General features: G+C 76.2%; 18 protein-coding genes. 13 read left to right on the top strand and 5 right to left on the bottom strand.

Annotated features, from left to right (window positions below):
- Positions 1-24 precede the first annotated feature (24 nt).
- Positions 25-2,514, bottom strand: coding sequence for a DNA topoisomerase (ATP-hydrolyzing) subunit A (locus tag FBY24_RS17215; protein WP_142162446.1), 2,490 nt, complete (start codon positions 2,512-2,514; stop codon positions 25-27).
- 136 nt (positions 2,515-2,650) lie between these two features.
- Here FBY24_RS17215 and FBY24_RS17210 point away from each other — a divergent pair, with 136 nt between their 5' ends.
- The 4 genes from FBY24_RS17210 to FBY24_RS17195 all read left to right on the top strand — a co-directional run bounded on the left by FBY24_RS17210 (position 2,651) and on the right by FBY24_RS17195 (position 7,951).
- Positions 2,651-5,425, top strand: a complete 2,775-nt coding sequence (locus tag FBY24_RS17210; RefSeq protein ID WP_142162444.1) for a GNAT family N-acetyltransferase — start codon at positions 2,651-2,653, stop codon at positions 5,423-5,425.
- Positions 5,426-5,538: 113 nt separating this feature from the next.
- Positions 5,539-6,111 carry a DUF5998 family protein gene (locus tag FBY24_RS17205; RefSeq protein ID WP_140459106.1) on the top strand — a complete coding sequence of 191 codons (573 nt, stop codon included), beginning with the start codon at positions 5,539-5,541 and terminating at the stop codon, positions 6,109-6,111.
- A complete protein-coding gene (locus FBY24_RS17200; protein WP_142162442.1) occupies positions 6,108-7,280 on the top strand; it encodes an alkaline phosphatase family protein in 1,173 nt (390 codons plus the stop codon). Before FBY24_RS17205 ends, FBY24_RS17200 begins: the two co-directional genes overlap by 4 nt.
- Positions 7,281-7,297: 17 nt before the next feature.
- Entirely contained in the window at positions 7,298-7,951 is a 654-nt protein-coding gene (locus FBY24_RS17195; RefSeq protein WP_142162441.1) for a thymidine kinase, read from the top strand.
- A gap of 43 nt (positions 7,952-7,994) precedes the next feature.
- On the opposite strand, the gene sepH is transcribed toward FBY24_RS17195, so the two are convergent.
- Positions 7,995-9,128, bottom strand: a complete 1,134-nt coding sequence (gene sepH / locus FBY24_RS17190) for a septation protein SepH (RefSeq protein WP_142162439.1) — start codon at positions 9,126-9,128, stop codon at positions 7,995-7,997.
- A 134-nt stretch (positions 9,129-9,262) separates the two neighbouring features.
- Here sepH and FBY24_RS17185 point away from each other — a divergent pair, with 134 nt between their 5' ends.
- The 3 genes from FBY24_RS17185 to FBY24_RS17175 all read left to right on the top strand — a co-directional run bounded on the left by FBY24_RS17185 (position 9,263) and on the right by FBY24_RS17175 (position 11,342).
- A complete protein-coding gene (locus FBY24_RS17185; RefSeq protein ID WP_140459102.1) occupies positions 9,263-9,901 on the top strand; it encodes a trimeric intracellular cation channel family protein in 639 nt (212 codons plus the stop codon).
- 54 nt (positions 9,902-9,955) lie between these two features.
- On the top strand, positions 9,956-10,852 hold the full coding sequence (locus tag FBY24_RS17180) for an inositol monophosphatase family protein (RefSeq protein ID WP_142162437.1): 897 nt from the start codon (positions 9,956-9,958) through the stop codon (positions 10,850-10,852).
- Positions 10,853-11,042: 190 nt separating this feature from the next.
- Positions 11,043-11,342 (top strand): DUF4193 domain-containing protein, encoded by a 300-nt coding sequence (locus FBY24_RS17175; RefSeq protein WP_135973448.1) that lies wholly within the window; start codon positions 11,043-11,045, stop codon positions 11,340-11,342.
- Between the two features lie 67 nt (positions 11,343-11,409).
- On the opposite strand, the gene FBY24_RS17170 is transcribed toward FBY24_RS17175, so the two are convergent.
- Positions 11,410-11,904, bottom strand: a complete 495-nt coding sequence (locus FBY24_RS17170) for a DUF3093 domain-containing protein (protein ID WP_142162435.1) — start codon at positions 11,902-11,904, stop codon at positions 11,410-11,412.
- Between the two features lie 125 nt (positions 11,905-12,029).
- Between FBY24_RS17170 and dut the strand changes: the two genes are divergently transcribed.
- From dut to FBY24_RS17150, 4 genes are all read left to right on the top strand, one after another.
- Positions 12,030-12,512, top strand: coding sequence for a dUTP diphosphatase (gene dut / locus FBY24_RS17165; protein ID WP_142163702.1), 483 nt, complete (start codon positions 12,030-12,032; stop codon positions 12,510-12,512).
- Between the two features lie 93 nt (positions 12,513-12,605).
- Positions 12,606-13,337: a DUF3710 domain-containing protein gene (locus tag FBY24_RS17160; RefSeq protein ID WP_142162433.1), complete on the top strand. Its 732-nt coding sequence runs from the start codon at positions 12,606-12,608 to the stop codon at positions 13,335-13,337.
- On the top strand, positions 13,334-13,702 hold the full coding sequence (locus FBY24_RS17155; RefSeq protein ID WP_140459097.1) for an OB-fold nucleic acid binding domain-containing protein: 369 nt from the start codon (positions 13,334-13,336) through the stop codon (positions 13,700-13,702). Before FBY24_RS17160 ends, FBY24_RS17155 begins: the two co-directional genes overlap by 4 nt.
- Positions 13,703-13,704: 2 nt before the next feature.
- Entirely contained in the window at positions 13,705-14,424 is a 720-nt protein-coding gene (locus FBY24_RS17150) for a DUF3159 domain-containing protein (protein ID WP_370511010.1), read from the top strand.
- On the opposite strand, the gene FBY24_RS17145 is transcribed toward FBY24_RS17150, so the two are convergent.
- On the bottom strand, positions 14,357-15,031 hold the full coding sequence (locus FBY24_RS17145) for a TrkA family potassium uptake protein (RefSeq protein ID WP_142162431.1): 675 nt from the start codon (positions 15,029-15,031) through the stop codon (positions 14,357-14,359). The two genes, FBY24_RS17150 and FBY24_RS17145, sit on opposite strands and share 68 nt — an antisense overlap.
- Positions 15,028-15,681, bottom strand: coding sequence for a TrkA family potassium uptake protein (locus FBY24_RS17140; RefSeq protein WP_142163699.1), 654 nt, complete (start codon positions 15,679-15,681; stop codon positions 15,028-15,030). The genes FBY24_RS17145 and FBY24_RS17140 overlap by 4 nt, the downstream gene beginning before the upstream one ends.
- Before the next feature lie 190 nt (positions 15,682-15,871).
- On the opposite strand from FBY24_RS17140, the gene FBY24_RS17135 reads away from it, so the two are divergent.
- Both FBY24_RS17135 and FBY24_RS17130 read left to right on the top strand, forming a co-directional pair.
- The gene (locus FBY24_RS17135; RefSeq protein WP_142162429.1) at positions 15,872-17,878 is read left to right on the top strand and encodes an APC family permease; all 2,007 of its coding nucleotides are present in this window, start codon (positions 15,872-15,874) and stop codon (positions 17,876-17,878) included.
- On the top strand, positions 17,868-19,121 hold the full coding sequence (locus tag FBY24_RS17130) for a class I SAM-dependent RNA methyltransferase (protein ID WP_142162427.1): 1,254 nt from the start codon (positions 17,868-17,870) through the stop codon (positions 19,119-19,121). Before FBY24_RS17135 ends, FBY24_RS17130 begins: the two co-directional genes overlap by 11 nt.
- Positions 19,122-19,148: the final 27 nt, after the last annotated feature.

The raw sequence follows: 19,148 nt of genomic DNA, 5'->3' as shown, positions 1-19,148 counted from the left end.
CCACGGTAGGCGCCGTGGCCGCCCTCAGCCGACCGCGTGCAGCGGTGCGCCCAGGGCCACGCCCGAGCCGTCGCGCCGCTGGTCCACCTCGGGCAGCGGCACGGGCTGCCCGCCCGCACCCGTCCCGCGGGCGGGCGTCGCCGTGACGGCCGCGAGGATCAGCGTGTCCTCGCCCTTGAGGAACCGGTGCGCGCGGACCCCGCCCGTGGCCCGGCCCTTGGCGGGGTACGCCGAGAACGGCGTGACCTTGGCGCTGCCGGCCTGCGTGCCGGGCAGGGCGGACGACGAGCCGGCGACGGTCACGACCACGGGCTCGGGGTCCTCGGGGCGCACGACCGCGAAGCCGACGACCCGGGCGCCGGGGGCCAGCCGGATGCCGGCCATGCCGCCCGCCGCGCGGCCCTGCGGGCGGACCTGGTCGGCGGTGAAGTGCAGCAGCGACGCGTCCGACGCGAGCAGCACCAGCTCGTCCTCGTCGCGCGCGGGCGCGGCCCCGACGACCTGGTCGCCGTCCTTGAGGGTCACGACCTCCCACGCGTCCTTGTTCGACGGCAGGTCGCCCGCGGCGACGCGCTTGACGACGCCCTGCGCGGTGCCCAGCGCGATCGGGGGCGCGTCCTCGGCCAGGGGCACGAGCGCGACGACACGCTCCCCGTCCGCGAGCGCGACGACCTCGCCCACGGGCAGACCGCCCGACAGCGTCGGGGGTCCGTCGGTCGGCGGCAGCGACGGCAGCTCGAGCACCTCCACCGCCAGCACACGACCGGCGGAGGTGAGGGCGCCCAGCCGGGCGCGGGCCGTCGTGCGCACGGTCGACGTGACCACGTCGTGGCGGCTGCGGGCCGTGCCGTCGCCGCGCGACGGCTCCGCCTCGTCACCGGTCCGGGCCAGCAGCCCGGTCGCCGACAGGAGCGCCCAGCACGGGGTGTCCTCGATCTCCAGGGGGGCGGCGGGCGCCGTGCCCCGCCGCGACGCGGGGGCGCCCGCCGCTCCGGCGACGCTCGCCCCGCCCGCGTGCTCCAGCAGGATCGTCCGGCGCGGCGTGCCGTACGTGGCGGCGACCTCCGCCATCTCGTCCGAGACCAGCGTGCGCAGCAGGCGCTCGTCGGCCAGCAGGGCCTCCAGCGCGGCGATCTCCGCGGTCAGCTCGGCCTGCTCGCGCTCGAGGTCGAGGCGCGAGAACCGGGTCAGCCGGCGCAGGCGCAGCTCGAGGATGTACTCCGCCTGCTCGTGCGACAGGTCGAACACCGACCGCAGGCGTCCCCGCGCGGTCTCCGCGTCGTCCGACGTGCGGATGACCTGGATGACCTCGTCGATGTCGACGATCGCCACGAGCAGGCCCTCGACCAGGTGCAGCCGCTCGCGCCGCTTGCGCAGCCGGTGCCCGGTGCGCCGGCGCACCACGTCGACCCGGTGCCCGACCCACACCTGCAGCAGCTCGCGCAGGCCCAGGGTGCGGGGCTGGCCGTCGACGAGCGCGACGTTGTTGATCGAGAACGAGTCCTCGAGCGGGGTGTACCGGTAGAGCTGCTCGAGCACGGCCTCCGGGTGGAAGCCCGTGCGGACCTCCACGACCAGCCGCAGGCCGTGCTGGCGGTCCGTGAGGTCGACCGCGTCGGCGATCCCGGAGAGCTTCTTGGACTGCACGCCCTCCTTGATCTTCTCGATGACCTTCTCCGGGCCCACCGAGTACGGCAGCTCGGTGATGACGATGCCCTTGCGTCGCGGCGTGACGTTCTCCACGCGCGCGGTGGCCCGGGTGCGGAACTGCCCGCGCCCCGTGCGGTACGCGTCGCGCACGCCGTCGAGGCCGACGATCTTGCCGCCCGTCGGCAGGTCCGGGCCCGGCACGAACCGCATGAGGTCCTCGAGCGTCGCGTCCGGGTGCAGCACCAGGTGCCGGGCCGCGGCGACGACCTCGACCAGGTTGTGCGGCGCCATGTTCGTGGCCATGCCCACCGCGATCCCCGACGCGCCGTTGACCAGCAGGTTCGGGATCGCCGACGGCAGCACGCCCGGCTGCACGAGCTTGTTGTCGTAGTTCGGGACGAAGTCGACGACGTCCTCGTCCAGGCCCAGCGTCATCGCCAGCGCCGCGGGCGCCATGCGCGCCTCCGTGTACCGGGAGGCCGCCGGCCCGTCGTCGAGGGAGCCGAAGTTGCCGTGCCCGTCCACCAGCGGCAGCCGCAGCGAGAACGCCTGCGCCAGGCGCACCATCGCGTCGTAGATCGCCGCGTCGCCGTGCGGGTGCAGCTTGCCCATGACCTCGCCCACGACGCGCGCGGACTTCACGTACGGGCGCTCGGGACGCAGGCCCATCTCGGCCATCTGGTAGAGGATCCGCCGCTGCACCGGCTTGAGGCCGTCGCGCGCGTCGGGCAGCGCCCGGGAGTAGATGACCGAGTACGCGTACTCGAGGAACGACCCCTCCATCTCGGCGGCGACGTCGATGTCGACGATCTTCTCGACCAGGTCCTCGGGCGGCAGGTCGGGTGTCGCGGGACGACGCGCCATGCGGGGGACAGCTCCTCGGGTCGGTGCCGGCGGTGCGCCGGCGGGCGGGACGGGCGGGTGACATTGTCGCGCGTCCGGGGACGTGCCCCCGGCGCGCACCGGACGGGGCAGCACCGGGGCGGCTAGCCTGACGGGCATGGTCGACGTCGCCGGTGCCCCTGCGCCGTACCCCGCGGCGTGGGAGGCCGACGTCGTGCTCCTCGACGGGTCGACGACCCGGCTGCGGCCGATCATGCCCGACGACGCCGACGCGCTGCAGGCCTTCCACGTCGGGCAGTCCGAACGGTCGACGTACATGCGCTTCTTCGCGCCGCTGCAGCGGCTGTCGGACCGGGACCTGCACCGCCTGGTCCACGTCGACCACACCGACCGGGTGGCGCTCGTCGCCGTGGTCGACGGCCCCCCGCCCGCCGGCGCGACCGGTGCCGAGGAGCCGCCCGCCCTCGCCGAGCACATCATCGGCGTCGCCCGCTACGACCGTGTCGACCCCGACGCCGCCGAGGTGGCCTTCAACATCGCCGACGCCCACCAGGGCCGCGGCCTGGCGTCGGTGCTGCTCGAGCACCTGGCCGCCGCCGCCCGCGAGCGCGGCGTGCGCCGGTTCGTGGCCGAGGTGCTGCCGCAGAACGGGCGGATGCTCGGGGTCTTCACCGAGGCCGGGTACGCGGTGCGGCAGCGGACCGAGGACGGGGTCGTGACCGTCACGTTCGACCTGGACCCCACGGACCGGTCGCTGGCCGTGATGGCGGACCGCGAGCACCGGGCCGAGGCGCGGTCGATGCGGGCGCTGCTGACGGCGCGCACGGTGCTCGTCGTCGGCCCGGGCCCCGAGCCGCTGCGGCCGCTGCGGGCCCGGCTCGTCGAGCGGGTCGTGCGCGGGCTCGTCGAGAACGGGCAGGGTCGGGTCACGGTGCACGCGGTCGGCGTGGCCCGGCAGGACGACCTGCCCGCGGGGGTGCACCACCACGCGCGGCTGGAGGACGTGCCCGCACCGGTCGAGCTCGCGGTGGTCTCGCAGGAGCCCGACCAGGTCATCGACGTGGCGCGCCGGCTCGGCGCGCTGGGGGTGCGTGGCGTGGTGCTGCTGTCGTCGGGCTTCGCCGAGGCCGGCCCCGAGGGGCTGGAGCGGCAGCGGGCGCTCCTGCGGATCGTGCACGGGTCGGGGATGCGGCTCGTCGGTCCGGCGTCGTTCGGGATCCTGTCGACCCACGAGGGCGTCACGCTCGACGCGTCGCTGGCGGTGCAGGCGCCCCGCCCGGGGCGGATCGGGCTGTTCTGCCAGTCGGCGCCGCTGGCGGTCACGCTGCTCGCGGCCGTCGAGCGCCGCCGGCTCGGGCTGGCGCAGTTCGTCTCGGCCGGGCACCGGGCCGACGTCTCGGGCAACGACGTCATGCAGTTCTGGGGCGAGGACGACGGCACGGACGTCATCGGGCTGTACCTGGAGTCCATCGGCAACCCGCGCAAGTTCTCCCGGGTCGCGCGACGGCTCGCCGCCCACAAGCCCGTCGTCGTCGTGACGGCGGGCCGGTCGGGGCAGGTCGTGCCGCCGGGGCACGCGGTGCGCCCCACGCGGGCGCCCCGGCGCACCCTGGAGGAGGTGATGCGCCAGTCGGGCGTGGTGCGGGTCGACAACGTGCACCAGCTGCTCGACGTCGTGCAGCTGCTGGCCCACCAGCCGCTCCCGCCGGGGCGGCGGCTGGGGATCCTGGCGAGCTCGGCCTCGGTCGCGGCGCTGGTGGCGGAGGCGGCCGCCGCGGGCGGGCTGGTCGTCACGGGCGTCGCCGAGCTCCTGCCCGAGGACGCGCGCGCCGACGAGGTGCGGGACACCGTCGAGCGCCTCTACTCCGACCCCGAGGTCGACGTCGTGGTGGCCGTGCGGATCCCGTCGCTGGGCGTGCCGGACCCGGTCGTCCCGCGCGAGGTGGCCCGGGCGGCGGCACGGACGGGCCGCACGACCGTGGCGTGCATGTACGACCTGCACGGGGTGACGGCCGAGCTCACGGCGGCGGACCCGACGGGCCGGCTGCGGACCGTGCCGGCGTACGCCGCCCCCGAGGACGCCGTGCTGGCCCTCGGGCACGCGGCCCGGTACTCGGCGTGGCGCACGGCCGACCGCGGTCGCACGGTGCACCCCGAGGGCGTCGACACGCGGGCGGCGCGCCGCCTCGTCGACGCGCACCTGGCCGTCGCGGCCGCGGCGGGGGCCGCCGAGGGCGCGGCCGTTGCGCTCACGCCCGAGCAGACGGCGCAGCTGCTGGCGTGCGTCGGGGTCGACGTGCACCCGTCGGTGCGGGTGCACGACGCCGACGAGGCCGTCGCGGCCGCGGACCGGCTCGGGTGGCCGGTCGCGGTGAAGACCACGGTGCCGGCGCTGCGGCACCGTGCCGACCTGGGCGGGGTGCGCCTGGACGTCGCCGACGCCGACGAGCTCCGCGGCGACGTCGCGGCGATCCTCGCGCTCGCGGCCGACCACCACCCGGACCCGGCGGTCCCGCCCGTCGAGGTGCAGGCCATGGCCCCGCACGGGTCGGCGTGCGTGGTCCGCACCACCGAGGACCCCCTGTTCGGCCCGGTCATCAGCTTCGGGCTCGCGGGCGACGCGGCCGACCTGCTGGGTGACGTCGCGTACGGGGTGCCGCCCCTGACGGACGTCGACGTCGCCGAGATGGTGCGCTCACCGCGCGCCGCGCCGCGCCTGTTCGGGTACCGGGGGCTGCCGGCCCTGGACGTCGACGCCCTCGAGGACGTGCTGGCCCGGGTGTCCGTGCTGGCCGACGGGCTGCCGGAGCTGCGGTCGCTCGAGCTCAACCCCGTGGTCGTCGCGCAGGAGGGCGTCGCGGTGCTCGGTGCGTACGCGACCGTCGCTCGCGCCGACCGCGCCGACGGGACCCGCCGGCTGGCCCGCCCGTGAGCCCGCCGGAGGGACGCCACGAGGGCCGTCCCGGCGACCCCGCCGCGCCCCGACGCTCCCGCCGCCACCTGCTCGCGCGCCGGGGCACGCGCGCGCGGTGGGAGGATGGGCCGGTGCCCGCTCCCTCGACCTCGCTGCACCAGGACCTGCACCGCGCCGGCTACTACCCCGAGCTCGTCGGCGACGTCGTCGACGTCGCGCTCGCGGGGGAGGACGTCCTCGCGCACCTCGTGCACCCCGAGACGACGTTCGACGCGGCCGAGGTGCGCCGCCACGTGACCGTCCTCGTGCTCACCCCGACGCGGCTGGTGGTCGCGCACGTCGACGACCACCCGGCCGACTCCGAGCACCCGTCGGCGAGCGCGTCGGCGACCACGGAGGCGGTGCCGCTGGGCGAGCTGCGGTCGGTCGCGCTCACGCACGTGGTGCCCGACCCGCAGGAGCACCGTCGCGGCGACGGGCCGGCGGAGCTGACGCTCGCCGTGGGGTGGGGTGCCGTGCAGCGCGTGGACCTGGAGCCCGCGACGTGCGGCGACCCGGCCTGCGAGGCCGACCACGGCCTGACGGGCACGCTCAGCCCGGACGACGTCGTGGTCCGCGTGTCCGCCGCCGCGGAGGGGGCCGACGCGGTGCGCGCCGCGACGGAGTTCGGCCGCCGGCTGTCCGCGGCGTCGGCGCGGCGATGACGGGCGCGACCGGGTCGGCGACGCTGCCCGACGCCGACGCGCTGCTGCTGCCGGGGACGCACGACCTGCCAGGGCTGGGCCTGGTGCTGCCCGCGGCCGCGAGCGTCGCCGGCGCCGACGTGCCGGGTGGCGAGGAGGCCCGCCGTCTGCTCGGCCTGCCGACCGCCGAGCGCGTGTGCGTGGTGCTCGTCGACGGCCTCGGCCACCTCAACCTCGCCGAGCGGGGCGGGCACGCACCGTTCCTGCGCTCGCTGCTGCCGGGTGCCCGGGCGCTGGCCAGCCCGTTCCCCTCGACGACGGCGACGGCCATGGGCACCTTCGGCACGGGGGAGCCGCCGGGCCGGACCGCGATGCTGGGCTACACGGTGCGCGACCCGGCGACGGGCCGGCTCGGCAACCTCGTGTCCTGGACGGACCTGCCGTCCGCGCAGGTGTGGCAGCCGTGCACCACGGTGTTCGAGCGCACCGCCGCGGCGGGCGTCCCGGTGACGAGCGTCGGGCCCGCGCGGTTCGAGGGGTCGGGCCTGACGTCGGCGGCGCTGCGCGGGGCCGCGTACCGGCGGGCCGAGCGGCTCGCCGAGCGTGTCGACGCGACCGTGGCGACGCTGCGCCGCCCGGGCCTGGCGTACCTGTACTGGGGCGACGTCGACAAGGCCGGCCACCACCACGGCTGGGGGTCGTGGCAGTGGGGCGACGCCCTCACGGAGGTCGACGCCGAGCTCGCCCGCCTGGCGCGGTCGCTGCCGGCGGGGACGCTGCTCGTCGTCACCGCGGACCACGGCATGGTCGACGTCGACCCGGCGCTGCGCCGGGACGTGGCGGCCGACGCCGCCCTGCGGCAGGACGTGCTCGTCGTGGCCGGCGAGCCGCGGGCCCTGCAGCTGCACGTCGCGGACGGCGCCCACCCCGAGGTCGTCGCGGACCGCTGGCGCACCGAGCTGGGGGAGACGGCCGTGGTCCTCACCCGGGCGCAGGCCGTCGACGCCGGCTGGTTCGGCGCCGTCGACGCGCACGTGCGCCCCGTCGTCGGGGACGTCGTCGTCGCGATGACGGGCGCCGCCACCGTCGTGGACTCCCGCACGCAGACCGCCCAGTCCGTCGCCCTGCTGGGCGTGCACGGCTCCGTCACCGCGCGCGAGGTGCTCGTCCCGCTGCTGGTGCACGCATGACGCAGGAGGTCTGACCCGTGGCCGAGCTCGTGTTCTTCTCCGGGACGATGGACTGCGGCAAGTCCACCCTGGCCCTGCAGATGCACCACAACCACGCCGCGCGCGGACGCGACGGCGTGCTGTTCACCCGCCAGGACCGGGCCGGCACCGCGACGATCTCGTCCCGGCTCGGCCTGACCCGCCACGCGTGCGAGGTCGGCGACACCACCGACTTCTGGGCCGAGGTCGTCACCCGTCGCACGCAGGGTCGGCCCGTGGACTACCTCGTGGCCGACGAGGCGCAGTTCTACACCGCCGAGCAGGTCGAACAGCTCGCCCGCGTCGTCGACGAGCTCGACGCCGACGTGTTCGCGTTCGGGATCACCACGGACTTCCGCGCCCGGCTGTTCCCCGGGTCGGCGCGCCTCGTCGAGCTCGCCGACCGCGTCGAGGTGCTCCAGGTGCGGGCCCTGTGCTGGTGCGGGGCCCGCGCCACCCACAACGCCCGCACGGTCGGGGGCGTCATGGTCGTCGAGGGGGCGCAGGTCGTCGTCGGGGACGTCGGCGCGTCCGGGTCGCAGGTCGGCTACGAGGTGCTGTGCCGCCGGCACCACGTGCGCCGGATGACCGCGGCCACGGCGCGCGCCGTGCACGCGCACGCCGACGCGGTGCTGTTCGAGCAGGACGCCTGAGGCGCCCTGCCCGGTCGGCGTCCTGGCCCGGGGCGGGGTGCCCCTACTCGGGCTTGGCGCCGAAGACGATCTCGTCCCAGCTCGGCACCTTGGCGCGGGTGCGCCGGCCCCGCCGCTCCCCGGGCTGCTGGGCGCGCTCGTGCGCCGACGGCTCGTGACGGTCGTCGCCCGTGCCGTCCTCGTCGACGAGGTCGCCGGCGTCCGCCGCGAGCCCCGCGCCGCCGAACCCTGCCCCGCCGACCGTGCCGTCGTCGTGCGCCGGGACGAGCCGGGCGCCCCGCGCGGGTGTCAGCACGACGGCCTCGCGGTGCGGGTCCGCGTCGTGGGGGTGCGCCCCCGGCGGCTGGTCCGGGTCGAACCCGCGGGACCCACCGGGCGGGAGCCCCGCGTCGCCGGTCGGTCCGCCCAGGTCGAACGCGTGCGGGGGGCCGAAGCCCTCGAACGCCTCGTCGTCGTCGTCCAGCTCGAGCGGCTGGCGCACGCCGCGGCGCGTGCGCAGCTCGTCGAGCAGCGCGTGCGTCGGCTCCTCGGCCGGCTCGTCGCCGGCCACCGAGTCGATGTCGAACACCACGTCGCGCACCGCGGCCAGGTGCCGGCGCGACGACGGCTCCTCGATCTCCGTCTCCGACAGCCAGCGCGCCTCGTCCTCGTCGGCGACGACCGCCCGACCGACCGGGTCGTACGTCCACCGCGCCTGGGACGGCTCGTCCGCGACGACGAACCGCGCGACGACCGTCCACGGGCCGTTGCCCCGCCGGGACGCGTCCCACGCGAGGGACGACACGTCGACGCCGCGCGCCGCGAGCCGGTCCGTCACCAGGTCGCCCAGCAGCGGCGCGTCCGGCTCCTTGCCCACCCGGGTGCCGCGTGCCTGCTCCGCCACCCAGTCGCGCTCCGCGAGCACCGGGCCCTCGTAGCGGCGCACGGACTCCACGGGGACGTCGGCCTGCTCGGCCACCTCCTGCGCGGTCGCACCGGCGCGGATCCGCGCCTGGATCTCCCGCGGCGACAACGACCCCGCCTGCTCGGCCCGCAGCTGCTCGAGCTGCGGCCGGTCGCGGCGGACCGCCGCGCGCAGCGGCTCGTCGATCCGCAGCCGGAACCGCTGCCCCTCGGGCGCGACCAGCACCAGGTGCTCGCCGTCCTCGTGCAGACCGACCAGCTCCAGCTCACCCATCAGACCTCCCGGCATCCGGGGACGAGCCTGCCACCGATCCGCCGGTCCGGCGCGCACCCCGCCCGGTGCGCCGCGCCCCCGCACCGTCCCGGCCGGTACGCCGCAGCCCGCGCGCGGCGTGCCAGGATCGCGCCGTGGACGTCGACCTCGCCCAGGTGCCCGTGCTGCCGGTGCTGGAGGTGCTCGGCGTCGTCGTCGCCGCCATGTCGGGCGCCCTCGCGGCCGTGCGCAAGCAGTTCGACGTCTTCGGGATCCTCGTGCTCGCCTGGGCGACCGGCCTGGGCGGGGGCGTGCTGCGCGACGTCCTGCTCGGCGCCGTCCCGCCGGTCGGCATCAGCGAGCCGCGGCTCATGCTGGCCGCGGTCGTCGGCGGGCTCGTCATGTACTTCGGCCACCCGCGGCTCGAACGGGCCCGCCGGTTCATCGTCGTGCTCGACGCCGGCGCGCTCGCGCTCTTCAGCGTGGTCGGCACGGTCACCGGGCTCGAGCACGGTGCCACACCCCTCGCGTCGGTCGTCGTCGGCGTCGTCACGGCCGTCGGCGGCGGCGTGCTGCGCGACCTGCTCACCGGCGAGGTCCCGGTCGTGCTGCACCAGCGCCAGCTCTACGCGATCCCCGCGATGGCGGGCGCGGCCGTCACCGCGGCGCTCTGGGCCCTCGGGACGACCGGGGCCGTCGCGCTCACCGCCGTCGCCGTGGGCGTGTTCGCGCTGCGCCTGCTCGCCCTGCGCTTCCACCTCGCGGCACCGGGGCCGTGGCGCGCTCCCCGCTGACCCCTCCCGCTGACCCCCGCCCGCAGGGCCCGTCCCGCCCGGCAGGATGGGGCCATGACCTCCACCGCACCCGTCGCCGAGCTCGTCGACGTCGCCCGCACCGTCGCCCGTGAGGCCGGCGCCCTCGTGCACGACGGCCGGCCCGACCGGCCCGAGGTCGCCGCGACCAAGACCAGCGCCGTCGACGTCGTCACGGCCATGGACCTGGCCAGCGAGGAGCTCGTGCAGGCCCGCCTGGCCGAGCTGCGCCCCGCCGACGGCGTCCTCGGCGAGGAGGGCGGCCACCGGCCCGGCACGTCCGGCGTCACGTGGGTCGTCGACCCCATCGACGGCACCGTGAACTACCTGTACGGCATCGACGCGTGGGCGGTCAGCGTCGCCGCCGTCGTCGACGAGGCGGCCGCCGCGGCGGGGCGCGCCCCCGACCCCGCCACGTGGCGCGTCCTCGCCGGGTGCGTGCACAGCCCCGCCGACGGGCGCACGTTCACCGCCGGCGCCGGCGCCGGCGCGCACCTGGGGGAGCGGCGGCTCGTGCTGCCGCCCTCCGCACCCCTGGACCGGTGCCTGGTCGGCACCGGGTTCGGCTACGTCGCCGCCCGGCGGCGCGCGCAGGCCCGGGTGCTGGCCGACCTGCTGCCGCGGGTGCGCGACATCCGGCGCATCGGCTCGGCCGCGCTCGACCTGTGCGGCGTCGCGCAGGGCCGGCTCGACCTGTACTACGAGCGCGGGCTGCAGCCGTGGGACATGGCTGCCGCGTCGCTCGTCGTGCAGGAGGCCGGCGGCACCGTCACGGGCCTGCGCGGGCGTCCTGCCGGGGCGGCGATGACCGTGGCCGGACCCGCCGCCCGGGTCGCCGAGCTCGTCGCGCTGCTCGAGCACCTGGACGCCGACGGCCCCGAGCCGGAGGCCGTGCCGGGTGCTGCGTCCCAGGTGACCGGCGCGCCGGGGTGAGACACGCCGGGGGGCTCGCCCACCCGTCGCCGCGCCCGAGCGACACGCCGGGGCGCGCCCGGACCTGTCCGGTTCGCATCCGACCCCGCGGTGGTGCACAATCCCCCCGCGCGGGGGGAACAGAACGCGGCCGCGATGCCTTTCATCCCGCGACGACCGCTGACGACGACGACGGAGTGTGACGCCAACCATGGCAACCGACTACGACGCCCCGCGCAAGACCGAGGAGGACCTCAGCGAGGACTCGCTGCAGGAGCTCCAGGCCCGGCGCTCCGACAAGAACTCGGGCGTGGTGGACGAGGACGAGACGGAGGCTGCCGAGGGCTTCGAGCTCCCCGGCGCCGACCTGTCCGGCGAGGAGCTCTCCGTCCGCGTCCTTCCCCGCCAGGCCGACGAGTTCACGTGCTCCAAGTGCTTCCTGGTGCACCACCGCAGCCAGCTCGCGTACGAGCGTGACGGCCAGCCCGTCTGCTCCGAGTGCGCTGCCTGACCGCTGACCGCCCGACCGTGACGGCCGGTCCCCCGCCCGGGGGACCGGCCGTCACGCGTCCTGCGGGTCAGCGCGCCCGCAGGGCCGTGACGAGGTCGTCCGGGCGGCGCGTCGAGACGACCCAGTAGGGCGTCGGGTCCTGCGGGTCGCGCACCTGCACCCGCACGGCCGTGCCGATCCACGCCCGCAGGCACACGTACGCCCGGGCGTCGAGCCCCGGGCCCATCTGCACCCGCAGCTCCTCGCGGCCCAGGGCCACCGGCTCGGCCAGCAGCCGCACCGGGATCCGCGCCGCACCGGCCCGCAGGTGGCCCTGCTCGACCTCGACGCGCGGCGTGGTCAGCACCGCGACCGCCAGGCCCCCGAGCAGCGCGAGCACCGCCACGACCAGCGCGAGCAGGGTGTCGACCGGCACGAGCGCGGCACCGAGCACCCCGGCGAAGCCGACGACCGTGGCCCAGCCGAGCGGGCCGGGCCACAGGCGCTCGCGGAAGCCGCGGGCCGGCCCGGGGCTCACATCACCGGGCAGGGGCTGGGCGTCGTCGGGCTGCGTCGCGTGCATGCTCCCAGGATGTCATCCGGGCCCGGTGCGGGTGGACGTGCCCGGCGGGCGCGGTAGGGTCGGCGGTCGTGACCGAGCCCGCCGCACCGCAGACGGCTCCCGGGGCGACCCCGACCGCAGCACCGGTGCCCGCACCGACCGGCGCGGTCGAGGTGCAGCTGCACCTGCTCGACCCCGACCTGCCGCCCCCCGCGTACGCCCACCCCGGCGACGCGGGAGCCGACCTGCGCACCCGCACCGACGTCGTGATCGCACCGCAGGCGCGCGTCACGGTCCCCACCGGGGTGTCGATCGCGCTGCCCGAGGGGTACGCCGCGTTCGTGCACCCCCGCTCGGGGCTCGCGGCCCGGCACGGCCTGACGGTCGTCAACGCGCCGGGGACGGTCGACGCGGGGTACCGCGGCGAGATCGCGGTCACGCTGCTCAACACCGACACGGAGCACCCGATCGAGCTCGCCCGCGGCGACCGCATCGCCCAGCTCGTCGTGCAGCGCGTCGAGCACGCCGTGTTCGTCGAGGTCGACGCGCTGCCCGGCTCCGTGCGCGGTGCGGGCGGCTTCGGGTCCAGCGGCGGCTGGGCAGCCGCCCCGGGCGGCACGCCCGGCTGACCGCCGGACGCACGGGGCAGCACGGAACTAACGTCGTCGGGGACGACGTTGCACCAGACGAGGGCGCGCAGCGCCGGGCGAGGAGTTGAGGTCGTGGGTCTGTTCAGCCGAGGGCCCCGCAAGGGTGCCGCCGACGAGGTCGAGACCGAGGTCGAGGCCCGGGACGGCGCACCCGCCGGCCGGGGCACGCCCGGCGGCGGCCCGTGGGACGCCGACGAGCCGCACCCCCAGGGCCCCCGGGTCGACCTGGGGGCGATCCGGCTGCCCGCGGTCCAGGGCATGGAGCTGCGGATGGAGGTCGACAAGGCCACCGAGGTCGTGTCGGCCGCCGCGCTGACCCTCAAGGCACCCGGCGAGGGCGGCGTGGCGTCGTCCCTGCAGGTGCAGGCCTTCGCCGCGCCGCGCACCGACGGGATCTGGGACGAGATCCGTGAGGAGATCGCCGCGTCCATCACGCAGCAGGGCGGGACCGTCGACGACCTGCCCGGGCCGTTCGGCCGTGAGCTGCTCGCCCGCCTGCCCGTGCGCACCCCCGAGGGTCGCACCGGCCACCGGCCGGCGCGCTTCATCGGCACCGACGGCCCGCGCTGGTTCCTGCGCGGCGTCATCACCGGCGCGGCCGCGGTGGACCCGCAGGCCGCCGTCCCCCTCGAGCGCGTGTTCGGCACGATCGTCGTGGTGCGGGGGCAGGACCCCCGTGCCCCGCGTGACCTGCTCGCCCTGCACCTTCCGGGCGGCGCCAGCCCGTCGGCCCCGGCCGCGGCACCGGCGACGCCCCGGTTCGCCCCGCCCCAGCGCGGCCCCGAGATCACGGAGACCCGATGAGCCTCAAGCAGGCCGTCCGCCGCGTCCTGGCCTCGCAGGCCGAGATCGAGGCCGACGAGGAGAAGGCCGACGCCCTCACCGTCCCCGGCTGCCGGCACGTGGGCACGCTTCCCGACCGGCAGCGCGCCAGCGTGTCCGGAGTGCTGCGCTCGGTCACGCTGCGCCCGCGCGAGGGCGTCCCGGCGCTGGAGGCCGAGCTGTACGACGGGTCGGGCAGCCTCGACCTCGTGTGGCTGGGTCGCCGGCAGATCTGCGGGATCGAGCCCGGCCGGCGCCTGAAGGTCGAGGGTCTGGTCTGCTACGTCGCCGGCCGGCGCACCGTGTTCAACCCGCGGTACGAGCTGCGCGCCCGGCCGGGGGAGTGAACGTGGACGCGACCGACCCCGTGCGCGACGACGAGGCCGCCCCGGCCCGCGGGATGCGGGCCATCACGGCCGACGAGTTCTCCGCCCTCGACGCCGTCGGGGGCGTGCGGGGAGCCGTCGAGACCGTCGCCCCCGGCCTGCTCTTCGTCGTCGTGTTCGTCGCGACCGGCCAGCAGCTCGTCCCCGCGCTCGTGTCGGCCGGCGCGGCCGCCCTGCTCGCCGTCGTGGCCCGGCTCGTCCAGCGCACACCGCTGACGCAGGCGCTGTCGGGCGTCCTGGGTGTCGGCATCGGCGTGCTGTGGGCCTGGCGCACGGGGGACGCGACCGACTTCTTCGCCTACGGGCTGCTCGTCAACGTCGCGTACCTGATCGGTACGTTCCTCACGATCGTGCTCGGCTGGCCCCTCGTCGGCCTCGTGGTCGGCATGTTCCGCCCCGACGGTCCGCTGACCGGCGGCCCGTGGTCGACGGTCGTCGCGTGGCGTACCGACCCCGTGCTGCGGCGCCGGTACGCCCTCGCGACCTGGCCGTGGGTGGCCATGTTCGGGCTGCGCCTCGCCGTCCAGCTGCCCCTGTACTACGGCGGCGAGGTCGCGTGGCTCGGCACCGCCAAGCTCCTCATGGGCCTGCCGCTGACCGCGCTCGTGCTGTGGCTCAGCTGGTCGCTGGTCCGTGGGTCAGCACGTGCTGCAGAGCCGCCTCGTCCGCCTCACGGCCCGTGACGAACAGCAGCTCGTCGCGGCCCTCGAGGGTGTCGTCCGGGCTGGGTGCGATCGGGCGCGCGTCGCGCACGATGCAGGCCAGGACGGTGTCGTCCGGCCACGCCACCTGACCCACGCGCAGACCCGCGAGCGGGGAGTCCTGCGGGAGCGTGAGCTCGAGGATGTCGGCCTTCGACTGGTGGAACGTGAAGATGCGCACCAGGTCGCCGACCGCCACGGCCTCCTCGACCATGGCGGTCATGATGCGCGGCGTCGACACCGCGACGTCCACGCCCCACGCCTCGTCGAACATCCACTCGTTCTTCGGGTTGTTCACGCGCGCGACCGTGCGGGGCACGCCGAACTCGGTCTTCGCGAGCAGGGAGATGACCAGGTTCGCCTTGTCGTCCCCGGTCGCGGCGACCATGACGTCGCACTCGTCGGCGCGCACCTCGCGCAGCGTGGGCAGCTCGCACGCGTCCGCGAGCAGCCAGTCCGCGTCCGCGACCTGCGCCACGCGCATGGCGGACGGCTGACGGTCCACGAGGGTGACCTCGTGGTCGTTGACGAGCAGCTCGCGCGCGATCGACCGGCCCACCGACCCGGCCCCGGCGATGACGACCCTCATGCCGTCACCGCCGGCGGCGTCGCCGTGAGGACGCGTTCGACCGCGGGGGCGTCGTCGACGCGCATGAGCATGTGCACGGTGTCGTTCTCCTGCAGGACGGTGGTGGCGGTCGGCAGGACGCCGTCGCCGTAGCGGGTCAGGTACGCGACGCGCGCACCGGTGGCCTCCTCGAGCGCGCGCAGCGGCCGCCCGACCCACCCGGTGTGCACGTCGACCTCGGCGAGCTGGATCTGCCCCGACGCGTCGCGGAACTCGTCGCTGGTCCCCACGGGCAGCATGCGCCGCAGCACCTGGTCCGCGGTCCAGCGGACCGTCGCGACGGTCGGGATGCCCAGGCGCTGGTAGATCTCGGCGCGGTGCGGGTCGTAGATCCGCGCCACCACGTTCTCCACGCCGAACGTCTCGCGCACCACGCGGGCCGCGAGGATGTTCGAGTTGTCGCCGTCCGACACGGCGGCGAACGCGTACGCGTCGTCGATGCCGGCCTGGCGCAGCGTGTCGCGGTCGAAGCCGAGGCCGGTGACCTTGCTGCCCTCGAACTCCGCGTCGAGCCGGCGGAAGGCGTCGGGGAACTGGTCGATGACGGCGACCGAGTGGCCGCGCCCCTCCAGGGACTGCGCGAGCGTGGCTCCCACACGGCCGCATCCCATGATCACGAAGTGCACGACCGGTCACGGTATACCCCTCGGCACCCGTCCGCCGACCCCGTCGTCGGCGACGGGTGCGCGCGTCCCCGCCACGGTCCCGGCGACCGGCGCCGTCGTGGTCGTCGTCACACGCCGCGGTGCCCGGGACCTCGGTGCGTGCCACGGCCCGCTCGCGGGCATACGATCGCTCCTCGTGTCGGACCTCGCAGATGCCGCCAAGCGGCTCGTCCTGGGGCGGCCGGTGCGCAGCGACCGTCTCGGTCACACGCTCCTGCCCAAGCGCGTCGCGCTGCCCGTGTTCGCCTCCGACGCGCTCTCGTCCGTGGCGTACGCGCCCGACGAGATCCTGCTGACCCTCTCGCTCGCGGGTCTGACCGCGCTGACGGTCTCGCCGTGGGTGGGCGTCGCGGTCGCGCTCGTGCTGCTCACGGTCGTGGCGTCGTACCGGCAGAACGTGCACGCCTACCCCTCGGGCGGCGGCGACTACGAGGTCGCGTCGGTCAACCTGGGGCCCAAGGCCGGCGTCACGGTCGCGAGCGCCCTGCTCGTCGACTACGTCCTCACGGTCGCGGTGTCGATCTCGTCGGGCGCCCAGTACGCGGCGACCGCGATCCCGTTCCTGCGGGGCCACGAGACGGCGTTCGCCGTGATCGTGGTGCTGCTCCTCATGGTCGCGAACCTGCGCGGGGTCAAGGAGTCCGGGAGCGCCTTCGCCGTCCCGGTGTACCTGTTCATGGCCGCCATGGGCTCGCTCGCGCTGGTCGGCGCCTTCCGGTACTTCACCGGGACGCTGCCCGTCGCGGAGAGCGCCGACCTGACCGTGGCCGCCGACCCCGCGTTCGAGCAGGGCCTCATGGGCATCGCCGGCGGGTTCCTCGTGCTGCGCGCGTTCGCCTCGGGGTGCGCCGCCCTCACCGGGGTCGAGGCCATCAGCAACGGCGTCCCGGCGTTCCGCACGCCCAAGTCCCGCAACGCGGCCACCACGCTCGCGCTGCTCGGCGGCATCTCGATCACCATGATCATGTCGATCCTCATGCTCGCGCAGGCCACGGGCGTGCACTACGTCGACGACCCCGCCACCCAGCTCCTGCGCGACGGCGTCCCGGTGGGCGAGGGCTACGAGCAGCACCCCGTCATCAGCCAGCTCGCGGCGTCCGTCTTCGAGGGCGTCGACGTGCTGTTCGTCCTCATCTCCGTCGTCACCGGGCTGATCCTCGTGCTCGCCGCGAACACGGCGTTCAACGGGTTCCCCGTCCTCGGGTCGATCCTCGCCCGCGACGGCTACCTGCCGCGCCAGCTGCACACCCGCGGCGACCGGCTCGCGTTCTCCAACGGCATCATCACCCTGGCCGCCGCGGCGATCGCGCTCATCGTCGCCTTCGACGCCCAGGTCACGCGCCTCATCCAGCTGTACATCGTCGGGGTGTTCGTCTCCTTCACGCTGTCCCAGCTCGGCATGGTGCGGCACTGGACGCGGGAGCTGCGCACCGAGCCGGAGCCGCGCGCCCGGGCCCGGATGCGCCGCTCGCGCGTCATCAACGGCATCGGCCTGGCCATGACCGGGTCCGTCCTCGTCGTCGTGCTCGTCACGAAGTTCACCCACGGGGCCTGGATCGCGATCATCGCCATGGTCGGGGTGTACGTCGTCATGCAGGGCGTGCACGCGCACTACCGCCGCGTGCGGGCCGAGCTCGCGCTCGACGAGGAGTCCGCGCAGGCCGCCCGCGCCCTGCCCAGCCGGGTGCACGCGGTCGTGCTCGTCTCGCACCTGCACCGTCCCACGATGCGCGCGCTGGCGTACGCGCGGGCGTCGCGGCCCAACGTGCTCGAGGCCGTCACGGTCGGCGTCGACTCCGCCGACGTGGCCGACCTGCGCGCGCGGTGGGAGGCGGCCGACCTGCCCGTCCCGCTCAAGGTGCTCGACTCGCCGTTCCGCGAGATCACGCGTCCCGTCATCGCCTACGTCCGGTCGATCCGGCGCGAGAGCCCGCGCGACCTCGTCGTCGTGTACATCCCCGAGTACGTGGTGGGGCACTGGTGGGAGCAGCTGCTGCACAACCAGAGCGCGCTGCGGCTCAAGAGCAGGCTGCTGTTCACGCCCGGGGTCGTCGTGGCGTCGGTGCCGTGGCAGCTCCAGTCCAGCGAGGGCCAGACGGGCCTCGAGGACGCCGTCCGGGGACCGGTGTCCCGTGGCTTCTGAGGAAGGGACCGGCGTGCTCGTCGAGCTCGAGGTCGGACCCGTCGCCCACGGCGGCCACTGCGTGGCGCGGCACGATGGCCGCGTGGTCTTCGTCCGGCACACGCTGCCGGGCGAGCGCGTGCGCGCGCGGCTGACCGACGACGGTCCCGACGCCCGGTTCTGGCGGGCCGACGCCGTCGAGGTGCTCGAGGCGTCGCCCGACCGGGTGCCGTCCGTGTGGCCCGAGGCGGGACCCGGCGGCGTCGGCGGCGGCGAGCTGGCCCACGTCGCGCTGCCCGCGCAGCGCGCCTGGAAGGAGGCGGTGCTCGCCGAGCAGCTGCGGCACCTGGCGCGGCTCGACGTGACGCCGACCGTGCACGCGGCACCCGGCGACGACGCGCGGGGCGGCCTGGCCTGGCGCACCCGGATCGACCTCGTGGCCGATGCGGACGGCCGCGCGGGCATGCGGGGCTTCCGCTCGCACGACGTGGTCGCGCTCGACGCGATGCCGCTGGCGACCGAGCACGTGGCCGCCCTCGACCTGCTCGGGCGCCGGTGGATCCCCGGCGCCCGGATCGAGGCCGTGGCGCCCGCGGACGGCTCGCCGCCGCTCGTGCTCGTCGACGACGTCCCGTTCGACCTGCAGCGCGGCCGCCCCGACCCCCGGCCGAACGCCCGCGCCGCGGTCCGCGAGGTCGTGACCGCCGCGGACGGCGGCACCCGCACGTACCGCGTCGCAGCCGCCGGGTTCTGGCAGGTCCACCGCGAGGCGCCCGCGCTGCTGGTCGACGCGGTGCTGCAGGGGGCGGGCGACGTCGCCGGCGGGACCGTCCTCGACCTGTACGCGGGGGCGGGGCTGTTCACGCTGCCGCTGGCCGACGCCGTCGGCGAGGCGGGCCACGTGGTGTCCGTCGAGGGCGACGCACGGGCCGTGCGCGACGCGCGCCGCAACCTGCACGACCGCCCGCAGGTCGACCTGCACGCCGGCGACGTCGCACGCACGCTGGCCGGACTCGTCGAGGGCGCCCCGCCCGTCGACGTCGTCGTGCTCGACCCGCCGCGCACCGGCGCGGGGCGCAAGGTCGTCGACGCCGTCGCCGCGCTGCGCCCCGAGCGCGTGGTGTACGTCGCGTGCGACCCCGCGGCGCTGGCCCGTGACGTCGCGCTGCTCGGTGCCCACGGCTGGACGGGCGTCGAGGTCGTCGGTCACGACCTGTTCCCGATGACCCACCACCTCGAGGCGGTCGCGGTCCTCACGCGCTGACGCCCGCGCCGTCCGCACCGCTCGTCT

It is taken from the genome of Cellulomonas sp. SLBN-39, from assembly GCF_006715865.1.
In the GTDB taxonomy this organism is placed as follows: domain Bacteria; phylum Actinomycetota; class Actinomycetes; order Actinomycetales; family Cellulomonadaceae; genus Cellulomonas.
This window is presented reverse-complemented; position numbering and strand designations above follow the sequence as displayed.